The organism is Streptomyces sp. NPDC051684 (genome assembly GCF_044453445.1).
Taxonomy (GTDB): domain Bacteria; phylum Actinomycetota; class Actinomycetes; order Streptomycetales; family Streptomycetaceae; genus Streptomyces.
Map to the genome: position 1 here is coordinate 1,056 of NZ_JBITCS010000060.1, position 22,788 is coordinate 23,843.

18 protein-coding genes are annotated in these 22,788 nt (G+C 72.0%); 14 read left to right on the top strand and 4 right to left on the bottom strand.

Annotation, left to right across the window (positions count from 1 at the left end):
* Nucleotides 1-246 precede the first annotated feature (246 nt).
* Nucleotides 247-954 (top strand): tetratricopeptide repeat protein, encoded by a 708-nt coding sequence (locus ACIA8D_RS39370; protein WP_399239887.1) that lies wholly within the window; start codon nucleotides 247-249, stop codon nucleotides 952-954.
* A gap of 71 nt (nucleotides 955-1,025) precedes the next feature.
* Here the strand turns inward: ACIA8D_RS39370 and ACIA8D_RS39375 are convergent, their stop codons facing one another.
* The gene (locus ACIA8D_RS39375; RefSeq protein WP_399239888.1) at nucleotides 1,026-2,327 is read right to left on the bottom strand and encodes a DUF1015 family protein; all 1,302 of its coding nucleotides are present in this window, start codon (nucleotides 2,325-2,327) and stop codon (nucleotides 1,026-1,028) included.
* Between the two features lie 72 nt (nucleotides 2,328-2,399).
* On the opposite strand from ACIA8D_RS39375, the gene ACIA8D_RS39380 reads away from it, so the two are divergent.
* The 4 genes from ACIA8D_RS39380 to ACIA8D_RS39395 all read left to right on the top strand — a co-directional run bounded on the left by ACIA8D_RS39380 (nucleotide 2,400) and on the right by ACIA8D_RS39395 (nucleotide 6,667).
* Entirely contained in the window at nucleotides 2,400-3,467 is a 1,068-nt protein-coding gene (locus ACIA8D_RS39380) for an HAD hydrolase-like protein (protein WP_399239890.1), read from the top strand.
* 226 nt (nucleotides 3,468-3,693) lie between these two features.
* On the top strand, nucleotides 3,694-4,740 hold the full coding sequence (locus ACIA8D_RS39385; protein WP_399239892.1) for a FecCD family ABC transporter permease: 1,047 nt from the start codon (nucleotides 3,694-3,696) through the stop codon (nucleotides 4,738-4,740).
* The gene (locus ACIA8D_RS39390; protein ID WP_399239893.1) at nucleotides 4,737-5,804 is read left to right on the top strand and encodes a FecCD family ABC transporter permease; all 1,068 of its coding nucleotides are present in this window, start codon (nucleotides 4,737-4,739) and stop codon (nucleotides 5,802-5,804) included. The genes ACIA8D_RS39385 and ACIA8D_RS39390 overlap by 4 nt, the downstream gene beginning before the upstream one ends.
* Nucleotides 5,801-6,667: an ABC transporter ATP-binding protein gene (locus ACIA8D_RS39395; protein WP_399239895.1), complete on the top strand. Its 867-nt coding sequence runs from the start codon at nucleotides 5,801-5,803 to the stop codon at nucleotides 6,665-6,667. Before ACIA8D_RS39390 ends, ACIA8D_RS39395 begins: the two co-directional genes overlap by 4 nt.
* Here the strand turns inward: ACIA8D_RS39395 and ACIA8D_RS39400 are convergent.
* Complete coding sequence (locus tag ACIA8D_RS39400; protein WP_399239897.1) at nucleotides 6,651-6,998, bottom strand: SCP2 sterol-binding domain-containing protein; 348 nt, start codon at nucleotides 6,996-6,998, stop codon at nucleotides 6,651-6,653. The two genes, ACIA8D_RS39395 and ACIA8D_RS39400, sit on opposite strands and share 17 nt — an antisense overlap.
* A gap of 42 nt (nucleotides 6,999-7,040) precedes the next feature.
* On the opposite strand from ACIA8D_RS39400, the gene ACIA8D_RS39405 reads away from it, so the two are divergent.
* The 5 genes from ACIA8D_RS39405 to ACIA8D_RS39425 all read left to right on the top strand — a co-directional run bounded on the left by ACIA8D_RS39405 (nucleotide 7,041) and on the right by ACIA8D_RS39425 (nucleotide 12,314).
* Nucleotides 7,041-7,343: a hypothetical protein gene (locus ACIA8D_RS39405; RefSeq protein ID WP_399239899.1), complete on the top strand. Its 303-nt coding sequence runs from the start codon at nucleotides 7,041-7,043 to the stop codon at nucleotides 7,341-7,343.
* A 6-nt stretch (nucleotides 7,344-7,349) separates the two neighbouring features.
* The gene (locus tag ACIA8D_RS39410; protein WP_399239901.1) at nucleotides 7,350-8,165 is read left to right on the top strand and encodes a TlyA family RNA methyltransferase; all 816 of its coding nucleotides are present in this window, start codon (nucleotides 7,350-7,352) and stop codon (nucleotides 8,163-8,165) included.
* A gap of 5 nt (nucleotides 8,166-8,170) precedes the next feature.
* Nucleotides 8,171-9,091: an NAD kinase gene (locus tag ACIA8D_RS39415; protein WP_399239903.1), complete on the top strand. Its 921-nt coding sequence runs from the start codon at nucleotides 8,171-8,173 to the stop codon at nucleotides 9,089-9,091.
* 154 nt (nucleotides 9,092-9,245) lie between these two features.
* Nucleotides 9,246-10,970: a DNA repair protein RecN gene (gene recN, locus ACIA8D_RS39420; protein ID WP_399239931.1), complete on the top strand. Its 1,725-nt coding sequence runs from the start codon at nucleotides 9,246-9,248 to the stop codon at nucleotides 10,968-10,970.
* A gap of 213 nt (nucleotides 10,971-11,183) precedes the next feature.
* Nucleotides 11,184-12,314 carry a glycosyltransferase family 4 protein gene (locus tag ACIA8D_RS39425; RefSeq protein WP_399239905.1) on the top strand — a complete coding sequence of 377 codons (1,131 nt, stop codon included), beginning with the start codon at nucleotides 11,184-11,186 and terminating at the stop codon, nucleotides 12,312-12,314.
* A 9-nt stretch (nucleotides 12,315-12,323) separates the two neighbouring features.
* Here ACIA8D_RS39425 and ACIA8D_RS39430 read toward each other — a convergent pair whose 3' ends face one another.
* Nucleotides 12,324-13,982, bottom strand: a complete 1,659-nt coding sequence (locus ACIA8D_RS39430) for a PucR family transcriptional regulator (RefSeq protein ID WP_399239907.1) — start codon at nucleotides 13,980-13,982, stop codon at nucleotides 12,324-12,326.
* Between the two features lie 84 nt (nucleotides 13,983-14,066).
* Nucleotides 14,067-15,869 carry a glycoside hydrolase family 15 protein gene (locus ACIA8D_RS39435; RefSeq protein WP_399239933.1) on the bottom strand — a complete coding sequence of 601 codons (1,803 nt, stop codon included), beginning with the start codon at nucleotides 15,867-15,869 and terminating at the stop codon, nucleotides 14,067-14,069.
* A 540-nt stretch (nucleotides 15,870-16,409) separates the two neighbouring features.
* Between ACIA8D_RS39435 and ACIA8D_RS39440 the strand changes: the two genes are divergently transcribed.
* The 4 genes from ACIA8D_RS39440 to ald all read left to right on the top strand — a co-directional run bounded on the left by ACIA8D_RS39440 (nucleotide 16,410) and on the right by ald (nucleotide 22,517).
* Nucleotides 16,410-18,095, top strand: coding sequence for a CTP synthase (locus ACIA8D_RS39440; RefSeq protein ID WP_399239909.1), 1,686 nt, complete (start codon nucleotides 16,410-16,412; stop codon nucleotides 18,093-18,095).
* A 115-nt stretch (nucleotides 18,096-18,210) separates the two neighbouring features.
* On the top strand, nucleotides 18,211-18,849 hold the full coding sequence (locus ACIA8D_RS39445; protein WP_399239911.1) for an NUDIX domain-containing protein: 639 nt from the start codon (nucleotides 18,211-18,213) through the stop codon (nucleotides 18,847-18,849).
* A gap of 425 nt (nucleotides 18,850-19,274) precedes the next feature.
* Nucleotides 19,275-21,257 (top strand): tetratricopeptide repeat protein, encoded by a 1,983-nt coding sequence (locus tag ACIA8D_RS39450; protein WP_399239935.1) that lies wholly within the window; start codon nucleotides 19,275-19,277, stop codon nucleotides 21,255-21,257.
* A 144-nt stretch (nucleotides 21,258-21,401) separates the two neighbouring features.
* On the top strand, nucleotides 21,402-22,517 hold the full coding sequence (gene ald / locus ACIA8D_RS39455) for an alanine dehydrogenase (RefSeq protein ID WP_399239913.1): 1,116 nt from the start codon (nucleotides 21,402-21,404) through the stop codon (nucleotides 22,515-22,517).
* Nucleotides 22,518-22,788: the final 271 nt, after the last annotated feature.

The window sequence follows — 22,788 nt, forward strand, 5'->3', positions numbered from 1 at the left end:
TATGATCGGGATCGTGGGCCGCGTCGTGACGACCGGCGTGATGACAACCGTGGTGGCGGCTTCCGGCGGGACGACCGGGGCGGGCGTCCCGGTGGGTTCCGTGGGCGGGATGACCGGCGTGACGACCGTCGGGACGACCGGCGTGGTGGCGGGCCCAGGTTCCGGGACGACCGGGAGCGGGACCGTGAGCCGATCAAGCGGCTGCCGATTCCGGACGACGTTTCAGGCGCCGAGCTCGACAAGAGCGTGCAGCAGGAGCTTCAGTCGCTCCCGAGGGGGCTTGCCGAGGATGTCGCCAACAACCTCGTGATGGTGGCCCGGCTGATCGACGAGGACCCGGAGCGCGCGTACGCGTACTCCAGGATCGCGCTGCGTCTCGCGTCGCGCGTCGCCGGAGTGCGCGAGGCCGCGGGCTTCGCCGCGTACGGGAACCAGAAGTACAGCGAGGCGCTCGCCGAGTTCCGGGCCGCGCGACGGATGACCGGGGCCGTGGACCTGTGGCCGCTCATGGCCGACTGCGAGCGTGGGCTCGGGCGTCCCGAGAAGGCGCTCGACATGGCCGGCGCCCCCGAGGTGTCGAAGCTGGACAAGGCCGGACAGGTCGAGATGCGGCTCGTGGCCGCCGGCGCGCGGCGGGACATGGGGCAGCTGGACGCCGCCATCGTGACACTGCAGAGCCCCGAGCTCGCCTCGAACTCCACGCAGCCGTGGACCGCGCGTCTGCGCTACGCGTACGCCGACGCGCTCCTTGAGGCCGGGCGTGAGGACGACGCGCGGGAGTGGTTCGCCAAGGCCGTCGAGGCCGACAAGGACGGCAGCACGGACGCGTCCGACCGGCTCGCGGAGCTGGACGGCGTCGAGTTCGTGGACGCCTTCGACGACAGTGCGGAGGACGGTGCCCCGGCGTCCGAGGCCGAGGCCGATGGTGCCGGCGTCGAGCGTGACGAGCGGTAGAGCGTGACATGACGAACGGGCGGGCTTCCATAGGAAGCCCGCCCGTTCGTCGTTGTGCCGTGCCGGGAAGGTCAGTCGTCCGTCAGGGTGCGCAGCACCAGGCCGGTGGCCGGCTTCGGGCCGAACGACGTGGATTTGCGGGGCATCGTGACGCCCTGGCGGGCCAGCTCGCGGACGACCTCCTCGCGGACCGGGTGCATCAGGACCGCCGTGCCGCCGTCGCGGCGTGCCTTGTCGACCGTCGCCTGGGTGTCGTGGATGTACGAGACGTCGGCGGGGGAGTCCTCCGGGATGCTCCAGACGTCGGCGAGGAGCGTGGAGTGCAGCACCGTGGCGTCGAGGGTGCGCCAGGCCTCGGGGCGGTCGGCCGGGATCGTACGGTCCAGGAGCGCCGGGTCGGGGCGGTCCAGGAGGTGGTACGTGTTCTCGGTGCCGGTGAGGAGGAAGGCGTTGCCGTGGGACGCCGCCTGCGCCAGGGCCTCCATCGCGTGCGGCAGGGGGCCGGTGACCTCGCGTACGCGGAAGTGCGGGCGGGCCGCCGCCAGGGCCCGGTCGAGGGGGAGGCGGCCGAGCAGGCGGTGGATGGCGCGGACCCGGAGGGGGTAGCGGGCCGTGTCGACCAGGAGGACCAGGCCGTAGTCCCAGGGGGTGCGGTCCGGAGAGGTGTGCTCGGTGCGCAGGCGCAGGTACGTGGCCCAGCGGTGGTGGCCGTCCGCGATCAGGGCCTGGTGGGCGGCGAGGCCCGCGCGGACCTGCTGCTGGTCGGCGGGGTCCGTGAGGGCCCAGAGGCGGTGGCTGTAGCCGTCCTCGGTGGTCGTGGCGAGGAGCGGGGGGCGCTGGACCGTGCGTTCGATGACGGCGGTGGCGCCGGTCGCGTTGCCGTTGCCGCGGTAGGTCAGCAGGAGCGGTTCGAGGTTCGCGGCGGTCGTGCGCATCAAGCCCGCCCGGTCCTCGACCACATGCGGCATGACGTCCTCGTGGGGCAGGACCACACCTTCCGAGGCCTCGGAGAGGTGGAGGGCGCCGATGATGCCGCGCTGCAGCATGTCGCCGTTTCGCTGCTCGTACACGTAGAGGGCCGGGTCCGTGTCGGGGGCGAGGATGCCATCGGAGAGCCAGTCGCGCAGGGTGGCGGCCGCCAGGTCGTTGCGGGCCTGGGGCTCCACGGCTTGCGGCAGGATCAGGCGGACGATGTTGTGCGGGTCCGCGTTCTCCAGGTGGTGCAGTCCGTCGGGCCGTACGACCACGTCGTACGGGGGCGAGGTCACCGCGGCGAGGCTGCCGACCCGTTCGGGGACGTAGCGGACGCCCCTGAACGGGATCAGGTCCAGGCCGTTGCTGCCCGTGTGTGCCGTGCGACCTGCTGTGTTCATCCCCGCATCGTACGAGTGTCAGTGGCGTGGGGGATGATCGGGTCAGTGGGATCGAGCGAGGAGCGATGCGGAATGAGCCAGGGCGACAGGGCGAGCGGGGCGGCCGGCGGCGGGGTTCGGTTGCGGCCCGGTGACAGCTCGCGGGCGTTGAGCGAGGCGTACGACACCGCACTGCTGGATCTCGACGGGGTGGTGTACGCGGGCGGGCAGGCCATCGCGCATGCCGTCGATTCGCTGGCCGTGGCGCGCGGCGGCGGGATGGGGCTCGCGTACGTCACGAACAACGCGCTGCGCACGCCGGACGCCGTGGCCGAGCATCTGACCGAGCTCGGGATCCCGACCGGGGCCGCCGATGTCATCACGTCGGCGCAGGCCGTCGCGCGGCTGATCAGTGAGCAGGTGCCGAGCGGGGCGCGGGTGCTGGTGATCGGTGGCGAGGGGCTGCGGGTGGCCCTGCGGGAGCGCGGGCTCGTGCCGGTGGACTCCGCCGACGAGGACCCGGCCGCGGTGGTGCAGGGGTACGGCGGGCCGGACCTGGCGTGGGGGCGGTTCGCGGAGGCCTGTTACGGGATCGCGCGCGGGGTGCCGTGGTTCGCGTCCAATACGGACCTGACGATTCCGAGTGCGCGCGGCATCGCGCCGGGGAACGGGGCGGCCGTGGAGGTCGTCCGGATCGCGACGGGTGCGGAGCCGCAGATCGCGGGGAAGCCGTTGCCGCCGATGCACAAGGAGACGATTCTGCGGACCGGTGCGAAGACCCCGCTGGTGGTGGGGGACCGGCTCGACACGGACATTGAGGGGGCGTTCAACGGGGGCGTGGATTCGCTTCTCGTACTGACCGGTGTCACGGATGCCGCGCAGCTGCTCGCCGCGCCGCCGCAGCACCGGCCCACGTATGTGGACGTGGATCTGCGGGGCCTGCTCACCGGGCAGCCGGAGGTCGAGGAGGTCCAGGGTGGGGACGGTGGGTTCCGGTGCGGGGGCTGGACCGCGTTCGCCGGGGACGGGGAGCTGCGTATCGAGGGCGACGGTGAGGCGATCGACGGGTTGCGGGCGCTGTGTGGGGCGGCGTGGAGTGCGGCCGGGGAAGGTGCGTGTGAGCTGGATGCGGGGAAGGCGGTGGCACGGTTGGGGCTGTAGCGCGCCGATGCTTTAGCCCGGCCGGCCGGGCTGTGCTGGGCCGGGGTTGGGGCCCGGAGTGTGCTCGCCCCGCACCGGGGGCCGCCTTGCCCACCCTGCCGCCCTTGGCGGCAGAATGCCCAAGGCGGTGGGGCGGCTTGCCCGCTCTGGTGCCCTGGCGGCAGATTGCCCAAGGCGGGGCTGGGCCGTGATGTTCTGGGGTTGCAGGGTAGGCTAACCTAACTTCGTGTTGGTCGACAGTCCTCCCGAAGCCAGCGCGGTGACCGCTCCCGCGCCCCCCGACCGCCGTGCGCTCATCCGCACCGTCGGGCTGCTCGCGTCTGTCCTGGTGTTGGTGGCCGTCCTTGTGGCGAGCATCGCCGTGGGCGCCAAACCCCTCTCCCTGGACCAGGTCTGGCACGGTCTGTTCCAGGACACCGGGAACTACGCGGACGTGGTCGTCGGCGAACGGGTCTCGCGCACCCTGCTCGGTCTGCTGGCCGGAGTCGCGCTCGGCCTCGCCGGCGCCGTGCTCCAGGCGCTGACCCGCAACCCGCTCGCCGACCCCGGCATCCTCGGCATCAACATGGGCGCGTCGGCCGCCGTCGTCTCCGCCATCAGCTTCCTCGGCGTCACCTCGCTCACCGGCTACGTATGGTTCGCCTTCGCGGGCGCCGCGGCCGTGGGCGTGCTCGTCTACGCGCTCGGCGGCACCCGCAATGCGACGCCCGTGCGGCTCGCCCTCGCCGGTACCGCGATCAACGCGGCGCTCTCCGGCTATCTCTACGCGGTGATGATCACCGACGACATGGCCCTGAACCGGATGCGGTTCTGGCAGGTCGGCTCGCTGGCCACGTCCACCATGCACACCATCGAGCAGGTGTGGCCGTTCATCGCGGTCGGCGCCGTGCTCGCGCTGCTGCTCTCCCGGCCGCTCAACGCCATGGCCATGGGCGACGACACCGCCCGCGCGCTCGGCGCCCACCTCGGCCGCACCCGCGCCCTGAGCATGGTCGCCGCGACGCTGCTGTGCGGCGCGGCCACCGCGGCCTGCGGCCCGATCGCCTTCGTCGGCCTGATGGTGCCGCACATGGTGCGCTCGTTCACCGGCCCCGACATGCGCTGGATCATGCCGTACGCGGCGGTCCTGTCGCCCGTGCTGCTGCTCGGCGCGGACGTCATCGGCCGGATCGTGGCACGCCCGTCCGAGCTCCAGGTCGGCATCGTCACGGCCGTCATCGGCGCGCCGGTCTTCATCGTGCTCGTACGTCGCCGAAGGATGGCCCAGCTGTGAACACGACCGAGACCCGTACCAAGAAGCCCAGGGCGGTCAAGGCGATACGCACCCCGGGCGGGCTGTCCGTCCGGCTCGACGTCCGCTCGCTCGTCGTCGTCGCCGTGCTCCTCGTGGCGGCGCTCGCCGCGAGCGTCTTCCTCATCGGCACCGGGGACTTCCCGATCGCGGTCCCCGACGTGCTGCGCACCCTCGCGGGCAACGGCGACGCCGGCCAGGAGTTCATCATCAACGACCTGCGCCTCCCGCGGGTCCTCGTCGGCCTGCTGGTCGGCGCCGCGCTCGGCCTGTCCGGCGCGCTCTTCCAGTCCGTGTCCCGCAATCCGCTCGGCAGCCCCGACGTGCTCGGCCTCGGGCAGGGCTCGACCGCGGGCGCGCTCGTGATGATCGTGATCTTCGGCGGCAGCGCCGGACAGGTCGCGATCGGCGCGCTCGTCGGCGGCCTGGTCACCGGCTTCGCGATCTACGTCCTCGCGTGGAAGCGGGGCGTGCACGGCTACCGGCTCGTCCTCGTCGGCATCGGTGTCTCCGCGTTCGTGACCGCGGTCAACGGCTATCTGCTCACCAAGGCCGACTTCGTGGACGCCGCCCGCGCCACCGTGTGGATGACGGGTTCGCTCAACGGCCGCGACTGGACGCAGGTCTGGCCGCTGCTGATCATGTTCGTCGTGCTGATCCCGCTCGTCGCCGCGTACTCCCGTCCGCTGCGGATGCTGGAGATGGGCGACGACGCCGCGGGCGGCCTCGGCGTGCGCGTCGAGCGCACCCGGCTGCTGCTGCTCACGGCCTCCGTCGTGCTGACGGCCGCCGCCACCGCGGCCGCGGGCCCGGTCACCTTCGTGGCACTGACCGCGCCGCAGATCGCCCGGCGCCTTACCAAGTCGCCGGGGCCGAACCTCGCGGCGTCGACGATCCTGGGCGCGGCCCTGCTGATCGTCGCCGACCTGGTCTCGCAGCGGGCGTTCGGCGCCGACCAGCTGCCCGTCGGCGTGGTCACCGGTGTCGTCGGCGGCATCTATCTCCTGTGGCTGCTGGTCACCGAGCGGAAGGCGGGGCGGATATGACCTCGCGCGAGCCGCACCCCTCTCGTACGAAGCAAAGGAGCACCGCAGTGAACAGGCTGATAGCCGACGACGTGACCCTCGGATACGACCAGCGCGTCATCGCCGAGAAGCTGTCGGTGGAGATCCCCGACAACTCCTTCACGGTGATCGTCGGCCCGAACGCCTGCGGCAAGTCCACGCTGCTGCGCGCCCTGTCACGGATGCTCAAGCCGAGCGCGGGCCGCGTCCTGCTGGACGGCAGCGTCATCCAGTCGATGCCCGCCAAGAAGGTCGCGAAGACCCTCGGGCTGCTGCCGCAGTCGTCGACGGCCCCCGACGGCATCACCGTCGGCGACCTCGTGGCCCGTGGCCGCTACCCGCACCAGGGGCTGCTGCGCCAGTGGTCGTCCGAGGACGAGCGGATCGTCCAGGAGTCGATGGGCTCCACCGGTGTCGCCGAACTCGCCGAGCGGTACGTCGACGAGCTCTCCGGCGGCCAGCGCCAGCGCGTGTGGATCGCCATGGCGCTCGCCCAGCAGACGCCGCTGCTGCTGCTCGACGAGCCGACGACGTACCTCGACATCCAGCACCAGATCGACGTCCTCGACCTCTGCGCCGAGCTGCACGAGGAGCAGGGGCGCACGCTCGTCGCCGTCCTGCACGACCTCAACCACGCGGCCCGCTACGCCACCCACCTCATCGCCCTGCGCGAGGGCGAGGTGATCGCGGAGGGTGCGCCCAAGGACATCGTCACGGCCGAGCTCGTCGAGCAGCTCTTCGGCATGAAGTGCCAGGTCATCGACGACCCGGAGACCGGGACCCCGCTCGTGGTGCCGGCCGCGCGGCACGCGCGCCGCAAGGAGGTCGCTACAGCAGCGTCCTGAGCCGCAGGAGGTCGCGGAAGGACGCCTCGAGCCGGACGCGGCCGGAGGCCCACGCCTTCGCGAAGTTCAGCTCGCCGTCGACCATCGCGACCAGGTCGTCGCCGGTCATCGCGAGGCGGATCTGCGCCTTCTCGGCGGGCGGTCCGGACCGGGTGTCGAGGACCTCGATCCGGCCGTCCTTGAGTCGGCCGGAAAACGTCACGTCGAGATCGGTGATGCGGCAGCTCAGCGAGCGGTCCAGGGCCGCGGCGGTGCGCACGTCCCCGTCGGCCCCCGCCATGTTGTCCGAGAGTTTGTCGAGCGCCGCCCGGCACTCCTCAGTCGTCGCCATCGTGATCGACGGTACACCGGCGCTTCGGGGTAGCGTCGGGGCATGAGCGAGACGCCCACCGAGCCCACCGACGTGCCGGAACCCGCGCAGGACCCGGCGCCGGAGCCGGCGCAGGAACCCTCGTACGACCCGGCGGCCCCCGCCCCGCTCGGCATCGGGCGCACCCCGACGGGCAACGCCGACGTGGACGCCCAGCTGGAGCGGCTCGGCGATGTGGACCACCTCGCGGCGGACGGGCACGCCGAGGTGTACGAGGATGTACATCAGGGGCTGCGGAACGCGCTGACCGCGCTGGACGCCGGTCCCGCCTCTCCGTCTCCGTCTCCGTCGAACTTCAGGAGCTGAACCACCGTGGCAGGTGTGGCACGTCGCCGCCTCGACGCCGAACTCGTCCGTCGCAAGCTGGCCCGCTCGCGCGAGCACGCGAGCCAGCTGATCGCCGCGGGGCGGGTCACCGTCAGCAAGACCGTCGCGACGAAATCCGCGACGCAGGTGGAGACGGCCGCCGCGATCGTCGTCATCGACGACGGCGGCGACCCCGACTACGTCTCGCGCGGCGGGCACAAGCTCGCGGGCGCCCTTGCGGCGTTCGGCCCGCAGGGCCTCGAGGTCAAGGGGCGCCGGGCGCTGGACGCGGGCGCGTCCACCGGTGGCTTCACCGATGTGCTGCTGCGGGCCGGGGTCGCGCACGTCGTCGCCGTCGACGTCGGCTACGGGCAACTCGCGTGGTCACTGCAGAGCGATGAACGCGTCACCGTCAAGGACCGTACGAACGTACGCGAATTGACGTTGGAGGCGATCGATGACGTACCCGTGGACCTCGTGGTCGGGGACCTGTCCTTCATCCCGCTCGGCCTGGTGCTGCCCGCCCTCGCGCGCTGCGCGGGACCGGGGGCGGATCTCGTGCTGATGGTCAAGCCGCAGTTCGAGGTGGGCAAGGAGCGGCTCGGCAGTGGCGGCGTCGTGCGCAGCCCCGAACTGCGGGCCGAGTCGGTGCGCAGGGTCGCCGAGCAGGCCTGGAAGCTCGGATACGGCGTGCGCGGAGTGACCGCGAGCCCCCTGCCGGGACCGTCCGGGAACGTCGAGTACTTTCTGTGGCTGCATGCCGGGGCGGACCAGCTCGACCCGGCCGACGTGGATCGCGCAGTGGCGGAGGGCCCCCGTTGACAAAGGTGAATCAGCTTCCACAGAGCCGGGCTCGTACGGTTTTCCTGCTCGCCCATACGGGGCGGCCCGCCGCGATCCGCAGCGCCGAACTCGTCGTGCAGGGACTGCTGCGCAGCGGCCTCGGGGTGCGCGTCCTGGAGACGGAGGCGCAGGACCTGCCGCTGCCCGACTCCGTGGAACTGGTCAAGGAGGCGCAGGCGACCCCGTCCTGCCTCGACGGCTGCGAGCTGCTCATCGTGCTCGGCGGCGACGGGACGCTGCTGCGCGGCGCCGAGTTCGCGCGGGCGTCCGGGGTGCCGATGCTCGGGGTGAACCTGGGCCGCGTCGGCTTCCTCGCGGAGGCGGAGCGCGACGACCTCGACAAGGTCGTCGACCGCGTCGTCACCAAGGAGTACGAGGTCGAGGAGCGCATGACGATCGACGTCGCCGTGCACCGCAACGGCGACGTCGTGCACCGGGACTGGGCGCTCAACGAGGCGGCCGTCCAGAAGATCGAGCCCGAGCGGATGCTGGAGGTCGTCCTCGAGATCGACGGGCGCCCGGTGACCGGCTTCGGCTGCGACGGAATCGTGTGCGCGACGCCGACCGGGTCGACCGCCTACGCGTTCTCCGCCGGCGGCCCCGTGGTGTGGCCCGAGGTCGAGGCGCTGCTCATGGTGCCGATCAGCGCGCACGCCCTGTTCGCCAAGCCGCTCATCACGTCGCCGGACTCGGTGCTCGCCGTCGAGGTCCAGCAGCACACCCCGCACGGCGTGCTGTGGTGCGACGGGCGGCGGACCGTGGAGCTCCCGCCCGGCGCGCGCATCGAGGTGCGGCGGGGCGAGGTGCCGGTCCGGCTCGCGCGGCTGCACCACGCGGTGTTCACCGACCGGCTCGTGGCCAAGTTCGCGCTCCCGGTCGCCGGGTGGCGCGGCGCCCCGCACTGACCGGCGGGTTCGACCGACCCGGCACGTTCGAGTGACGGCGGCGTGAAGGTTTGTCACCGCAGGTGCCCTCCCACCTGCGGAATCGGGCAAGGGGGCCAGGGTCCGTCGCACGGAGGGCCCCCGACCTCGTAAGGTCAGAGGCGTGTTGGAGGAGATGCGGATACGGTCGCTCGGAGTCATCGACGACGCCGTGGTCGAGCTTTCGCCCGGCTTCACGGCGGTCACCGGTGAGACGGGCGCGGGCAAGACCATGGTCGTCACCAGTCTCGGCTTGCTGCTCGGTGGGCGCGCCGACCCCGCGCTCGTACGGATCGGCGCGAAGAACGCCGTGGTCGAGGGGCGCATCGCCGTGCCCGCCGACTCGGCGGCGCGCGAGCGGGCCGAGGAGGCCGGGGCCGAGCTCGAGGACGGGGTGCTGCTGCTGAGCCGCACCGTGTCCGCCGAGGGGCGCTCCCGGGCGCACCTGGGCGGCCGGTCCGTCCCGGTGGGCGTACTGGGCGAGCTGGCCGACGAACTGGTCGCCGTGCACGGCCAGACCGACCAGCAGGGACTGCTCAAGCTCGGCAGGCAGCGGCAGGCGCTCGACCGGTACGCGGGGGACGCCGTCGCGGCGCCGCTCGCCAAGTACGGAGCCGTCTACAAGCGGCTGAGGGCCGTCGGCACCGAGTTGGAGGAGATCACCACGCGCGCGCGTGAGCGGGCGCAGGAGGCGGATCTGCTGCGCTTCGGGCTCGAAGAGATCGGCGCCGTGGAGCCGCGGCCCGGCGAGGACGTGGAGCTGGCCGAGGAGGCATCCCGGCTCGGCCACGCGGAGGCGCTGGCCTCGGCGGCGGCCGCGGCGCACGCCGCGCTCGCCGGGAACCCCGAGGACCCGGAGGGCGTCGACGCGCAGACGCTGGTCGGCGGCGCGCACCGGGCCCTGGAGGCCGTGCGCTCGCACGACTCGTCGCTCGGCACGCTCGCGGAGCGGATCGGCGAGGTGCAGATCCTGCTCACCGATGTGGCCGCCGAACTCGCGGGCTATTCGGACAACTTGGACGCCGACCCGCTGCGGCTGTCCGCGGTGGAGGAGCGGCGGGCCGCCCTCACGGCGCTCACCCGCAAGTACGGCGAGGACGTCACCGAGGTGCTGGCCTGGGCCGAGACGAGCGCCGCGCGCCTTCTCGAACTCGACGGCGACGACGAGCGGATCGGAGAGCTGACGGCGGAGCGCGAGTCGCTCCGCGGTGAACTGGGCGTCCTGGCGCAGGAGCTGACCCACGCGCGCGTAGAGGCGGCCGACCGCTTCGCCGCCGCGGTGACCGAGGAGCTCTCCTCGCTCGCGATGCCGCACGCCCGGGTCTCCTTCGACATCCGGCAGACCGAGACGGACGCGGCCGACGGCGTCGAGGTCGACGGCAGGAACGTGGCCTGCGGCCCCAGCGGCGTCGACGAGGTCGAGCTGCTGCTGGCCCCGCACCCCGGCGCGCCGCCCCGCCCCATCGCGAAGGGCGCGTCCGGCGGTGAACTGTCGCGCGTGATGCTCGCGGTGGAGGTCGTCTTCGCGGGCAACGACCCGGTACCTACGTATCTCTTCGACGAGGTCGACGCGGGCGTCGGCGGCAAGGCCGCCGTCGAGATCGGCCGGCGTCTCGCCAAGCTCGCCAGGTCGGCGCAGGTCGTGGTCGTCACGCACCTGCCGCAGGTCGCGGCGTTCGCGGACCGTCAGCTGCTGGTCGAGAAGACGAACGACGGCTCCGTGACGAGTTCCGGTGTGACGGTGCTCGAGGGCGAGGACCGGGTGCGGGAGCTGTCGCGGATGCTGGCGGGCCAGGAGGACTCGGAGACGGCGCGGGCGCATGCGGAGGAGCTGCTTTCTGCTGCGCGGGCGGACGCGTAAGCATCGGGTTCCTCAACTCACCCATGTGGGTGGTCCGGTGCGCCGTGTTGCCCAGGCCTGGGCGGTGCGGGACGGCGACCGGTGCCGGAATGTCGGTACGGGCTGGCATCCTGGGGGACCGACGGTGTACGTATCCCTGAGCCCGTACTCTCCGTATACCTAACCCCTTCCGTACCTACCGAGTTCGCCGACACCCCTCAGGAGCCCGGCAGCGTGAGCCACCCCAGCACCCCGTCAGCGCACGGACAGCCGACGCTGCGCACCGTGCAGGTGCTGGGCGGCGGCAGTGCGGGCAGCAGTGCCCATGTCCGGTCCCTGACCGCGGGGTTGGTGGCCCGCGGGGTGCGCGTCACGGTGTGCGCGCCGATGGCTGCCGAGCGGGCGTACGGGTTCGCGGACGCGGGCGCCCACCACCTTCCGGTACCGCGCCGCGGCGACCCGGCGTCCGTCGCCGCGCTCCGCGTTGCCTGCACCGACGCCGACCTCGTGCACGCGCACGGGCTGCACGCCGCGCTGCGCGCCTCCGTCGCGCTCGGCGGCCGCCGCGTCCCGCTCGTCGTCACCTGGCACACCCGCTCGTACGCCGAGGGGGCCCGCGCCCACCTGCTGCGGCTCCTGGAGCGGCGCGTGGCCAGGGCGGCCGCCGTCGTCCTCGGTACCTCCTCCGACCTGGTGGACCGGGCGCGGGCGCGGGGCGCCCGGGACGCCCGGCTCGCCGCGGTGGCCTTCCCCGCGCCGCGGGCGCCGCTCCCGGAGGGCGAGGAGGCCGAGCGCACCCGCAACAAGACGCGGGCCGAACTCGGCTGCGTGGACCAGCCGTTACTGATGGCCGTCGGCAGCCTGGAGCGGCATCGCGGCTACGACGTGCTGCTCGATGCCGCGCACGCGCTGCTCGGGCTCGACCCCGTGCCGCTGCTCGTGATCGCGGGGGAGGGGCCCGAGCGGGCCGCGCTCCAGCGGCGGATCGAGACCGAGGGCCTGCCGGTGCGGCTCGCGGGCCGCCGCGACGACGTCGCCGACCTGCTGCGCGCCGCCGATGTCGCGGTGCTGCCCAGCAGTTGGGAGTCCCGCTCACTGCTCGCGCAGGAGGCGCTGCACGCGCGCGTGCCCCTGGTGGCGACGGAGGTCGGCGGCATTCCCGAACTGGTCGGCGACGGCGCGGAGTTGGTGCCGTACGGGGATGCGCCCGCGCTCGCCCGCGCCGTCGGGCGCCTGCTTGCCGACCCCGTTCGGCGGGAGCAGCTCAAGGAACGCGGCGCCGCGCAGGTCGCCTCCTGGCCGACCGAGGACGCGACGGTCGCCCAAGTCCTCAGCGTCTACGACGAGTTGACGGGCTTTCACTGACCGTCCCGGTCAGGACGACGCGTGCCGCCGCGCGCGCAGCGCCAGGCTGAGCGCGAGCACTGTCTGCGGGTCGTCCAGGTCCGTGCCGAGCAACTCGCCGATCCGCGCGAGGCGGTTGTAGAGCGTCTGCCGGTTCAGGTGGAGTTCGCGTGCCGTCTCCGCCTTGCGGCCCGCGTGCGCGAGGTAGGTCTGGAGCGTGGGCAGCAGTGGCGGCTTGGCCCGCCTGTCGTGCTCCTGGAGCGGGCCGATCGCCCGTTCCACGAACGCCGCCAGGTCCGGGTGGTCCCGAAGCCGCCACAGCAGCAGGTCGATGTCGAGGCGCCGGGCGTCGAACCACGGCCGGTCGTCCAGGCCCTGCGCCGCCGTGGCCGTCTCCGCCGCGTGCCGAAGTCCCGCCGCGGCGGCGGCCCAGCCGCCCGCCCCGCCGACCACCACGACCGGCGGCTGCCCGCCCGCCCGCTGCATTCCGGCCCGCGCCACGCCCGCCCGCAGCGCCGCCGCGACCCGGTCCGCGACCGCCGTGCGCTCCGAATCCGAGCGCAGCCCGAGCAGCAGCGGCACCCGCCCCTCCACGGGGCGCACGCCCAGCAGCACCGGCACCCCGACCGAGGCTAGCTCCTCGGACACGGCCCGCGCGAGCACCGCCCAGCCGCCGCCCGGCGACAGGCCCATCCCCGTCTCGGGAAGGCGCATCACCACGGGCAGCAGCGGTCCGCTCCCGGCCGGCTTGAAGCCGAGGACGCGGGCCTGCGCCGGGGCGTCGTCCGGCGCGATCCGGCCCTCCGCGAGGTCGGTGAGGAAGTCGCCGCGCCCGCGCGCGGCCAGCTCCTCCTCCTGGCGGGCCTGCATCAGCACCACGGCGAGCGATCCGGCGGCCCGTTCGGCGGCGATCCGGTGCACCGGCGCGAGCGTCCCGGACACGGGCAGCAGCACGAGCCTGGCCCGTACGGAACCCGCACCGGGACCGCCGCCCGGCACGTCCACGAGGACGGCCCCGCTCGGTGGTTCGTCCTTGTGCGTGGCGCGCATGCCCTCCCACACCTGGAGCGGATCGGTGATGTCGTCCTCGGCCCCGGCCGCGTAGAGCAGCTGCCCGTCCGGGGTCTCCAGGAAGACCGGGTTGCCGCTGAACTCGGCGAGGATGCGCAGGACTTGCGGGACCCCGCCGCCGCTCAGCAGCGCGTCCGTGCAGCGCCGGTGCACCTCCTCCGCCCGCTGCAGCAGCGCGTAGTGCCCGTTGACGATCTCGGTGTGGATCTCCTCCGTCACCGTCACGAACGGCACTTCGCGGTGCAGCTGGACCAGGGGGAGTCCCGCCGCACGCGCCGTCTCCACGAGCGCCGCGGGCAGCCGGGCGAACCGCTGGCCCAGCTCGATGACGAGCGCCGCGATGCCCCGCTCGGCCAGCTTGCGCACGAAGGCGCGCTGTTCGGCGGGTCGGGTCCCGATCCCGAAGCCCGTGGTCAGCAGCAGTTCGCCGCCCTTGAGGAGCGAGGCGATGTTCGGTACCTCGCCGGCGTGTACCCAGCGCACGGTCCGGTGCAGGCGCTCCCCGCCGGCGACGACCTCGGGGAGCCCACTGCGCAGCCCGGGCAGTTCCAGGGCGCGCCGCACGGTGATGCCGCCGGGCGAGGAGAAGGCGGAGAACTCGGGCGAGGTGCTGTCCATGACACGGACGCTACCGGCGCACGCGCCCGCGCAACATCTCTGCCCCCGCCCGTTCCTCCGGCGCCAGGGTCCCGCAGACAGGCCCTAGCCTCCGTAGGCGCCCGAAGCCGTCAGCCGCAGCGCCGTGTCGATCAGCGGTACGTGGCTGAACGCCTGCGGGAAGTTGCCCACCTGGCGTTGCAGTCGCGGGTCCCACTCCTCGGCGAGCAGCCCCAGATCGTTCCTCAGGGCCAGCAGCTTCTCGAACAGCTTGCGGGCCTCGTCGACCCGGCCGATCATCGCGAGGTCGTCCGCCATCCAGAACGAGCAGGCGAGGAACGCCCCTTCGTCGCCCGGAAGCCCGTCGACACCGGCGTCGTCGCCGTCCGTCGGGTACCGCAGGATGAAGCCGTCCGGCGTCGACAGCTCCCGCTGGATCGCCTCGATGGTGCCGATGACCCGCTTGTCGTCGGGTGGCAGGAAGCCCATCTGCGGGATCAGCAGCAGCGACGCGTCCAGCTCCTTGCTGCCGTACGACTGCGTGAAGGTGTTGCGCTCCTTGTCGTAGCCCTTCTCGCAGACGTCCCGGTGGATGTCGTCGCGCAGGTCGCGCCACTTCTCCAGCGGGCCGTCCACGTCACCGGACTCGATGAGCTTGATCGTGCGGTCCACGGCCACCCACGCCATGACCTTCGAGTGCACGAAGTGCCGACGCGGACCGCGCACCTCCCAGATGCCCTCGTCCGGCTCGTCCCAGTGCCCCTCCAGGTACTGGATGAGCTTGAGCTGGAGCATCGAGGCGTAGTCGTTGCGCGCCAGGCCCGTCATGTGCGCCAGGTGCAGCGCCTCTGTCACCTCGCCGTACACGTCGAGCTGGAGCTGGTGCGCCGCCCCGTTCCCGACCCGGACGGGCGCCGAGTTCTCGTAGCCGGGCAGCCAGTCCAGCTCCGCCTCGCCGAGCTCGCGCTCGCCCGCGATGCCGTACATGATCTGCAGGTTCTCCGGGTCTCCCGCGACCGCCCGCAGCAGCCACTCGCGCCAGGCGCGGGCCTCCTCGCGGTACCCCGTGCGCAGCAGCGAGGACAGGGTGATGGCGGCGTCGCGCAGCCAGGTGTAGCGGTAGTCCCAGTTGCGCACGCCGCCGATCTCCTCGGGCAGCGAGGTCGTCGGCGCGGCGACGATGCCGCCGGTGGGCGCGTACGTCAGCGCCTTGAGCGTGATGAGCGAGCGGACGACGGCCTCGCGGTACGGGCCGTGGTACGTGCAGTGCTCGACCCACTCGCGCCAGAAGTCCTCCGTCGCGACCAGCGCGTTCTCGGGGTCCGGGAGCGGCGGCTGGTCCTTGTGCGAGGGCTGCCACTGGATGGTGAAGGCGACCCGGTCACCGGCCGCCACCGTGAAGTCCGAGTACGTCGTCAGGTTCTTGCCGTACGTCTCGGTCTCGGAGTCCAGCCACACGGAGTCGGGCCCCGCGACGGCGACCGTACGGCCGTCGACTTTGTGCACCCAGGGGGTGATCCGGCCGTAGCTGAAGCGCATGCGCAGCGCGGAACGCATCGGCACGCGCCCGCTCACGCCCTCCACGATCCGGGTCAGCTGGGGCGCGCCGTCGCGCGGCGGCATGAAGTCCGTGACCCGGACCGTGCCGCGCGGCGTGTCCCACTCCGACTCCAGGACCAGCGAGTCGCCGCGGTATCGGCGCCGCGCCGCTCTCGGTGGCTCGGCATCGGACGCATGGGCGGGACCCAGGCGCCAGAAGCCGTGATCCTCGGTGCCGAGCAGCCCGGCGAAAATGGCGTGCGAGTCGAAGCGGGGCAGGCACAGCCAGTCCACTGTGCCGTCCCGGCAGACCAGGGCGGCGGTCTGCATGTCTCCGATGAGTGCGTAATCCTCGATGCGCCCGGCCACGTGCATCTCCAGTCGAACGGCCACGGTTGGAGTGAAAAAGTTGGAGCGAAGAGTTGATGCGAGAGGTTGGGGTGGGGGATGGAACGACGGATCGTACTGTCCCGTTGATACGCCGTCCGGATACGTCGTTGTCAAACGAACTGACGAGCCGGTTGTTCCGGGTGGGGTCGCGGCGAACGGACGTAGTGCTCCGATGAACGGTGGGGGACGGGCGGGGGTGTTGCCGTCGTGACGCCGTTTTCCGTTGTGACTCGCCAGCCGAGTGTCCGAGCAGGATACGACGCGCTCAAGTGATCCGCGTGCCGCTCACTCCAACATGTCTGGGCCGTCCGGGTGAGTGTCCACCCCTTGTCCCACCTGCGTGGTGAGGTGTGCGCGGAGCGTGGCCGGAAGCAGCCTCGTCTCGTCGCTGATACCCTGGTAGCCCGTGAGCCGGTGGTCATAGAACCCCCGAACCGCAGCGACGGCGCCTCCCGAAAACTCGGCGGAGCGCGTCGGCACGCACCCCACGACCGCGACCACGGGAGCCCCCTCTTGGCCATGCAGCCGAAATCTTCGACGACCAAGCACATCTTCGTCACTGGGGGTGTCGCCTCGTCCCTCGGTAAGGGCCTCACCGCCTCCAGCCTCGGCATGCTGCTCAAGGCCCGTGGCCTCCGTGTCGTCATGCAGAAGCTCGACCCGTACCTGAACGTCGACCCGGGCACGATGAACCCCTTCCAGCACGGCGAGGTGTTCGTCACCAACGACGGCGCCGAGACCGACCTGGACATCGGCCACTACGAGCGCTTCCTCGACATCGACTTCGACGGCTCGGCCAACGTGACCACCGGCCAGGTGTACTCGCAGGTCATCGCCAAGGAGCGGCGCGGCGAGTACCTGGGCGACACCGTCCAGGTCATCCCGCACATCACGAACGAGATCAAGCACCGCATCCGCCGCATGGCGACGGACGAGGTCGACGTCGTGATCACCGAGGTCGGCGGCACGGTCGGTGACATCGAGTCGCTGCCGTTCCTGGAGACCGTCCGTCAGGTCCGCCACGAGGTCGGCCGTGACAACGTGCTGGTCGTCCACATTTCCCTCCTGCCGTACATCGGTCCGTCGGGTGAGTTGAAGACGAAGCCGACCCAGCACTCGGTTGCGGCGCTGCGCAACATCGGTATCCAGCCGGACGCCATCGTGCTGCGCTGCGACCGTGAGGTCCCGACCGCGATCAAGCGCAAGATCAGCCTGATGTGCGACGTCGACGAGGCCGCGGTCGTCGCGTGCCCCGACGCCCCCTCGATCTACGACATCCCGAAGGTCGTGCACAGCGAGGGCCTGGACGCGTACGCCGTCCGCAAGCTGGACCTGCCGTTCCGCGACGTGGACTGGACGCAGTGGGACGACCTGCTCGGCCGCGTCCACAAGCCGGACCACGAGATCGTCATGGCGCTGGTCGGCAAGTACATCGACCTGCCCGACGCCTACCTGTCGGTGACCGAGGCGCTGCGCGCCGGCGGTTTCGCCAACCGGGCCAAGGTCAAGATCAAGTGGGTCACGTCGGACGACTGCAAGACGCCGGCCGGCGCCAAGAAGACGCTCGGCGACGTCGACGCGATCTGCATCCCCGGTGGCTTCGGCGACCGCGGTGTGTCCGGCAAGGTCGGCGCGATCCAGTTCGCCCGCGAGAACAAGATCCCGCTGCTCGGCCTCTGCCTGGGTCTCCAGTGCACGGTGATCGAGGCGGCGCGGAACCTGGCGGACATCCCGGACGCCAACTCGACCGAGTTCGACGCGGCCACGGCCCACCCGGTCATCTCGACCATGGCCGAGCAGCTCGACATCGTCGCCGGTGAGGGCGACATGGGCGGCACCATGCGGCTCGGCATGTACCCGGCGAAGCTCGCCGAGGGCTCCATCGTGCGCGAGGTGTACGACAACAAGGAGTACGTCGAGGAGCGCCACCGGCACCGCTACGAGGTGAACAACGCGTACCGCGCCGAGCTGGAGAAGAAGGCGGGCCTGCAGTTCTCCGGCCTCTCGCCCGACGGCAAGCTCGTCGAGTACGTCGAGTACCCGCGCGAGGTCCACCCCTACCTGGTCGCCACGCAGGCGCACCCGGAGCTGCGCTCGCGTCCGACGCGTCCGCACCCGCTGTTCGCCGGTCTGGTGAAGGCGGCCGTGGAGCGCAAGGTGAAGGCGGCGCAGGGCGGTTCCGCGGGGGCCAAGAAGGCCAAGTAAGGGCTCTGCGGGGCCTGTCCACCAGCGATGTACGGTTACCGGGGTGTACGCCTTTGCGGCGTGCGCCCCGGTTTCTTATGAGTACCGCTCATGCGTACGTAGGAGGGCTTTCGGTATGACGGCCAAGACGCCGCTCGTGGACACGGCCGAGGAGTGGGAGGTCCGGGCGACCGAGACCCCCTTCGTCGGGAACAAGACCTCCGTACGTACGGACGACGTCGTCATGCCGGACGGCTCCGTGGCCCGGCGCGACTACCAGGTGCACCCCGGGTCGGTGGCCGTGGTCGCGCTCGACGACCAGGACCGGGTGCTCCTCCTCAAGCAGTACCGGCACCCCGTGAGCATGAAGCTCTGGGAGATCCCGGCGGGCCTCCTCGACATCCCCGGTGAGAATCCGCTGCACGCGGCGCAGCGCGAGCTGTACGAGGAGGCGCACGTCAAGGCGGAGGACTGGCGGGTCCTCACGGACGTCTACACGACGCCGGGCGGCTGCTCCGAGGCGGTCCGCATCTTCCTCGCGCGGGACCTCTCCGAGGCGGAGGGCGAGCGGTTCGAGGTGGAGGAGGAAGAGGCGGACATGGAGTTCGCGCGGGTGCCGCTGGCGGAGCTGGTCCGGGGTGTGCTCGCGGGCGAGCTGCACAACAACTGCCTTGTGGTCGGAGCGCTTTCGCTGGCCGCGGCTCTTGCGGGCGACGGCCTCGACGCCCTCCGCCCGGCGCTGGCGGAGTGGCCTGCGAGGCCCTTCGAGGCGTGACGCTTCGCGGGGGCGGGTTCGTCGTTGTGGCCTCGGGGCTCTGCCCCGGCCCCCGCGCCTCAATCGCCGGCGGGGCTTGAGCTGGGCGACCACATCAAGCCCCTGCGTCGATTGAGCAGCGGGGTCCGGGGCGGAGCCCCGTGACCGTAACCACGTTTCAGGTCACACCATCCGCTGATCCGATCAGGCGACTTGGGCGCGCCGTCCGCCAAGGGCACCCGCACCCCCTCAACTAGGCTCGGGAACGCCCCCTGCCGACCCCCGGAGGGGATGGGTGAGACGGAGCGTGGCCCGTGACGGATCAGGCGGTCGAGTCGGACGACGTGACGGAGGCCGAGTCGGCCCCCGGACGGCCCCGCAAACGGCGTCGCACCCGTCGGGCGCAAGAGGTGGCGGAGCGTCAGTTCCTGGGACGCAAGCGGGAGTTGTCGCAGCTCCGGTCCGACATCGAGCGGGCCGGACTCGACACGCTCTCGGGGCGCAAGGTGCCCCGTGCCCGGGTGCTCCTGATCGCGGGACGCCCGGGCACGGGACGCACCGCCCTCGCCGAGGAACTGTTGCGGGGCGTCCGCGAGCAGTACCCCGACGGCACCCTGCGGACCCGGCTCACCGCCCCCGACGGCACCCCCGTCCCCACCGAACACGTCCTGCGCGACCTGCTGGCCACCCTCGAACTGCCCGCCCCGCCCGGCGAGAACGCCGACGACCTCTCCGAACGGCTGCGCGAAGGACTCGCGGTCCGCCGCGCGGTGCTGTTCCTCGACGACGCGGTCAGCGCCGAACAGGTCGACCCGCTGCTCCCCGACACCCCGGACTGCCTCGCCGTGGCCGTCGCCGAGGGCCCGCTGACCGGCATCCCGGACGTGCGGCCCTGCACGCTCGGCGGCCTCGACACCAAGGCCGCGCTCGAACTCCTCACCTGGCACACCGGTTCGGTCCGCGTCACCTGCGACCCGCGCTCGGCCGAGTCCCTGGTGGAGCTGTGCGGCGCCGAACCCGCCGCCCTGAACATCGCCGGCGGCTGGCTCGCCGCACGCCCCAAGGAATCCGTCGCCGACCTGGCCAAGCAGCTGCACGCCCTCGAGCCGGACGGTTCGGCCCTGGCTCGTGTCTTCCGGTTCGCGTACGAGGAGCTGCCCGGGCCCGCCGCCCGGATACTGCGCTACCTGTGCCTCGCCCCCGACGGACTCGTCGACCCGCACACCGCGTCCGCGCTGGCCGGCTGCTCGGTCGCGGCGGCCCACTCCACCCTCGACGCCTTCGTCACCCTCGGCCTGGTCCGCGGCCTGGACTCCGAGCTGCCGCAGTACGAGGTGCCCGGCTGCCTCGCCCCGTTCCTGCGCGGCCTCACCGAGACCGTCGACCGCCCCGCCGAGGTGCAGCTCGCCCGCGCCCGGATGCTGGAGCGGACCGTGCGGCTGCTCACCTCGTGCCGCGCCGTCACCGAACCCGACGGCTCCCCGGCCCGCAAGAAGCTCGCCGGGCTGCCGAGCGCCCTGCGCTTCGCCGACCGGGAGGCCGCTGCCGCGTGGCTGCGCGCGCGGCAGCCCGCGCTGCTCGCCGCGGCCCGACTGGCCGTCGCGGACGGGGAGTTGGACACGCTCGCCCGACGCCTGATGGCCGCTCTCGTGCGGGCTGTCGTGGCGCACCGGGGGACCGAGGACGCCGCGTCCGAGCTGTACGGGATCCACCGGCTCGTGCTCGATGTCGCCGAGCGCCGCGACCTCCCGAGGGAGAAGGCCGCGGCCCTGCTCAACCTCGCCGACCTCGACGCCAGGACCGGCCGCACCCACGAGGCCCTGGCCCGCTACCGGGCCGCGCTCGACGCGGGGCGCGCCGCACGGGACCCGTACGCGACGGGCCGTGCGATGGAATCCGTAGGCGGCGCCTACCAGTCGCTCGGGGACTGGCAGCGGGCCGCCGACTGGTACGGCCGGGCCCTCGCCCAGCAGATCACCCGCGGCGAGCGGGCCGACGCCGCGCGCCTGCACGGACGTATCGCGGGAGTCCACACCTACGCGGGCCGCTACGGCGAGGCGCAGCGGTCGCTGCGCTCGGCCCTCGCCGGCTACCGCAAGGAGGGCGATGTGCCCGCGCAGGCCCGGGCCCTGAGCGAGTTGGCGCGGGTGCTCGAATACGCCGGCCGGCCCGAGGAGTCGCTGCACACCTGCCAGGAGGCGATCGAGTGGGCGCGGCAGGCACAGGACACCCGGTTGCAGGCCGCGCTCCAGCTGCGCCTCGCCGACACGCTCGACCGGCTCGGCGACCCCGCCGCCGCCAAGCTGCACCGGGGTGCGGCCGAGCGCATGCTGGGAGAGGAGCTCGCCGGTGTCGGTGAGGCGGAAGCAGATCCTTCGGATCAGCCAGCCGAGACCTGCGAAATCCGTAGCGCATCCGCAGGAGATTGATGCATCGAAAGGCTAGACAGCTCAATAACCTTCATTAGACTGGCTCTGCCGCGGTCATCCGTGGCGCCTCCCGGTGCGTCCCGTGGTGTGCCGGTATGTAGTGCATTGCCCGTTTAACCCCTGAGCCAAGGACCGTGATCGACGATGAAGGTCGGCATCCCCCGCGAGGTCAAGAACAACGAGTTCCGGGTGGCCATCACCCCGGCCGGCGTCCATGAGCTGGTACGCCACGGCCACCAGGTCTTCGTCGAGCAGAACGCCGGCGTCGGCTCCTCGATCACGGACGCCGAGTACGTCTCGGCCGGCGCGCAGATCCTCGGCACCGCCGACGAGGTCTGGGCCACGGCGGACCTGCTCCTCAAGGTCAAGGAGCCGATCGCGGAGGAGTACCACCGCCTCCGCAAGGACCAGACGCTCTTCACGTACCTGCACCTGGCCGCGTCCAAGGAGTGCACGGACGCGCTCCTGGAGTCGGGCACGACCGCGATCGCGTACGAGACGGTCGAGACCGCGAACCGCCAGCTGCCGCTGCTCGCACCGATGTCCGAGGTCGCGGGCCGTCTCGCCCCGCAGGTCGGCGCCTACCACCTGCTCGCCGCCAACGGCGGCCGCGGCGTGCTGCCCGGCGGTGTGCCCGGCGTGCACGCGGGCAAGGCCGTCGTCATCGGCGGTGGCGTCTCCGGCTGGAACGCCGCGACGATCGCCATCGGCATGGGCTTCCACGTGACCCTGCTCGACAAGGACATCAACAAGCTCAAGGAGGCCGACAAGGTCTTCGGGACGAAGATCCAGACCGTCGTCTCCAACGCCTTCGAGCTGGAGAAGGCCTGCCTGGAGGCCGACCTCGTCATCGGCGCCGTCCTGATCCCCGGCGCCAAGGCGCCGAAGCTGGTCACCAACGAGCTCGTGTCCCGCATGAAGCCGGGAAGTGTCCTTGTCGACATCGCGATCGACCAGGGCGGCTGCTTCGAGGACTCGCACCCGACCACGCACGCCGAGCCGACCTTCAAGGTGCACAACTCGGTCTTCTACTGCGTCGCCAACATGCCCGGCGCGGTGCCGAACACCTCCACGTACGCGCTGACCAACGCGACGATGCCGTACATCGTCGAGCTGGCCAACCGCGGCTGGGCCGAGGCCCTGCGCCGCGACCCGGCCCTCGCCCTGGGCCTCAACACCCATGACGGCAAGGTCGTTTACAAGGAGGTCGCGGAGGCGCACGGCCTCGAGCACCTCGAGCTGGAGAGCCTGCTCGGCTGACCCATCCAGAAGGCGACGTCAACGAAAGTCGTCAATCTCACGCATACGGCCGGACCTTGTGAGGGGTCCGGCCGTACGTGTAGGGGAACAGGACGGGTCCGGACATGGTCAACTCGCCGTGAACGTAACCCTTTACCCGATTCGCACGGCGACGAAATGCACCGAAGAGCCGTCGTACGCCCTTGACATGAGGGTGTTTCGTTACCGACACATCGGGCCGGGTCCGGCGGATTGTGTTGCTGCGGAGCGGTGACACGCCATAGAGTCGCCA

Excerpts from the sequence above, each read along its gene's own strand:
- ACIA8D_RS39405 (WP_399239899.1), top strand. The coding sequence starts at position 7,041 with ATGAGCGAGACGCCCACCGAGCCCACCGACGTGCCGGAACCCGCGCAG.
- ACIA8D_RS39380 (WP_399239890.1), top strand. The coding sequence starts at position 2,400 with ATGAGCCAGGGCGACAGGGCGAGCGGGGCGGCCGGCGGCGGGGTTCGG.
- ACIA8D_RS39445 (WP_399239911.1), top strand. The coding sequence starts at position 18,211 with ATGACGGCCAAGACGCCGCTCGTGGACACGGCCGAGGAGTGGGAGGTC.
- ald (WP_399239913.1), top strand. The coding sequence starts at position 21,402 with ATGAAGGTCGGCATCCCCCGCGAGGTCAAGAACAACGAGTTCCGGGTG.
- ACIA8D_RS39440 (WP_399239909.1), top strand. The coding sequence starts at position 16,410 with ATGCAGCCGAAATCTTCGACGACCAAGCACATCTTCGTCACTGGGGGT.
- ACIA8D_RS39400 (WP_399239897.1), bottom strand. The coding sequence starts at position 6,998 with ATGGCGACGACTGAGGAGTGCCGGGCGGCGCTCGACAAACTCTCGGAC.
- ACIA8D_RS39430 (WP_399239907.1), bottom strand. The coding sequence starts at position 13,982 with ATGGACAGCACCTCGCCCGAGTTCTCCGCCTTCTCCTCGCCCGGCGGC.
- recN (WP_399239931.1), top strand. The coding sequence starts at position 9,246 with ATGCGGATACGGTCGCTCGGAGTCATCGACGACGCCGTGGTCGAGCTT.
- ACIA8D_RS39375 (WP_399239888.1), bottom strand. The coding sequence starts at position 2,327 with ATGAACACAGCAGGTCGCACGGCACACACGGGCAGCAACGGCCTGGAC.
- ACIA8D_RS39395 (WP_399239895.1), top strand. The coding sequence starts at position 5,801 with ATGACCTCGCGCGAGCCGCACCCCTCTCGTACGAAGCAAAGGAGCACC.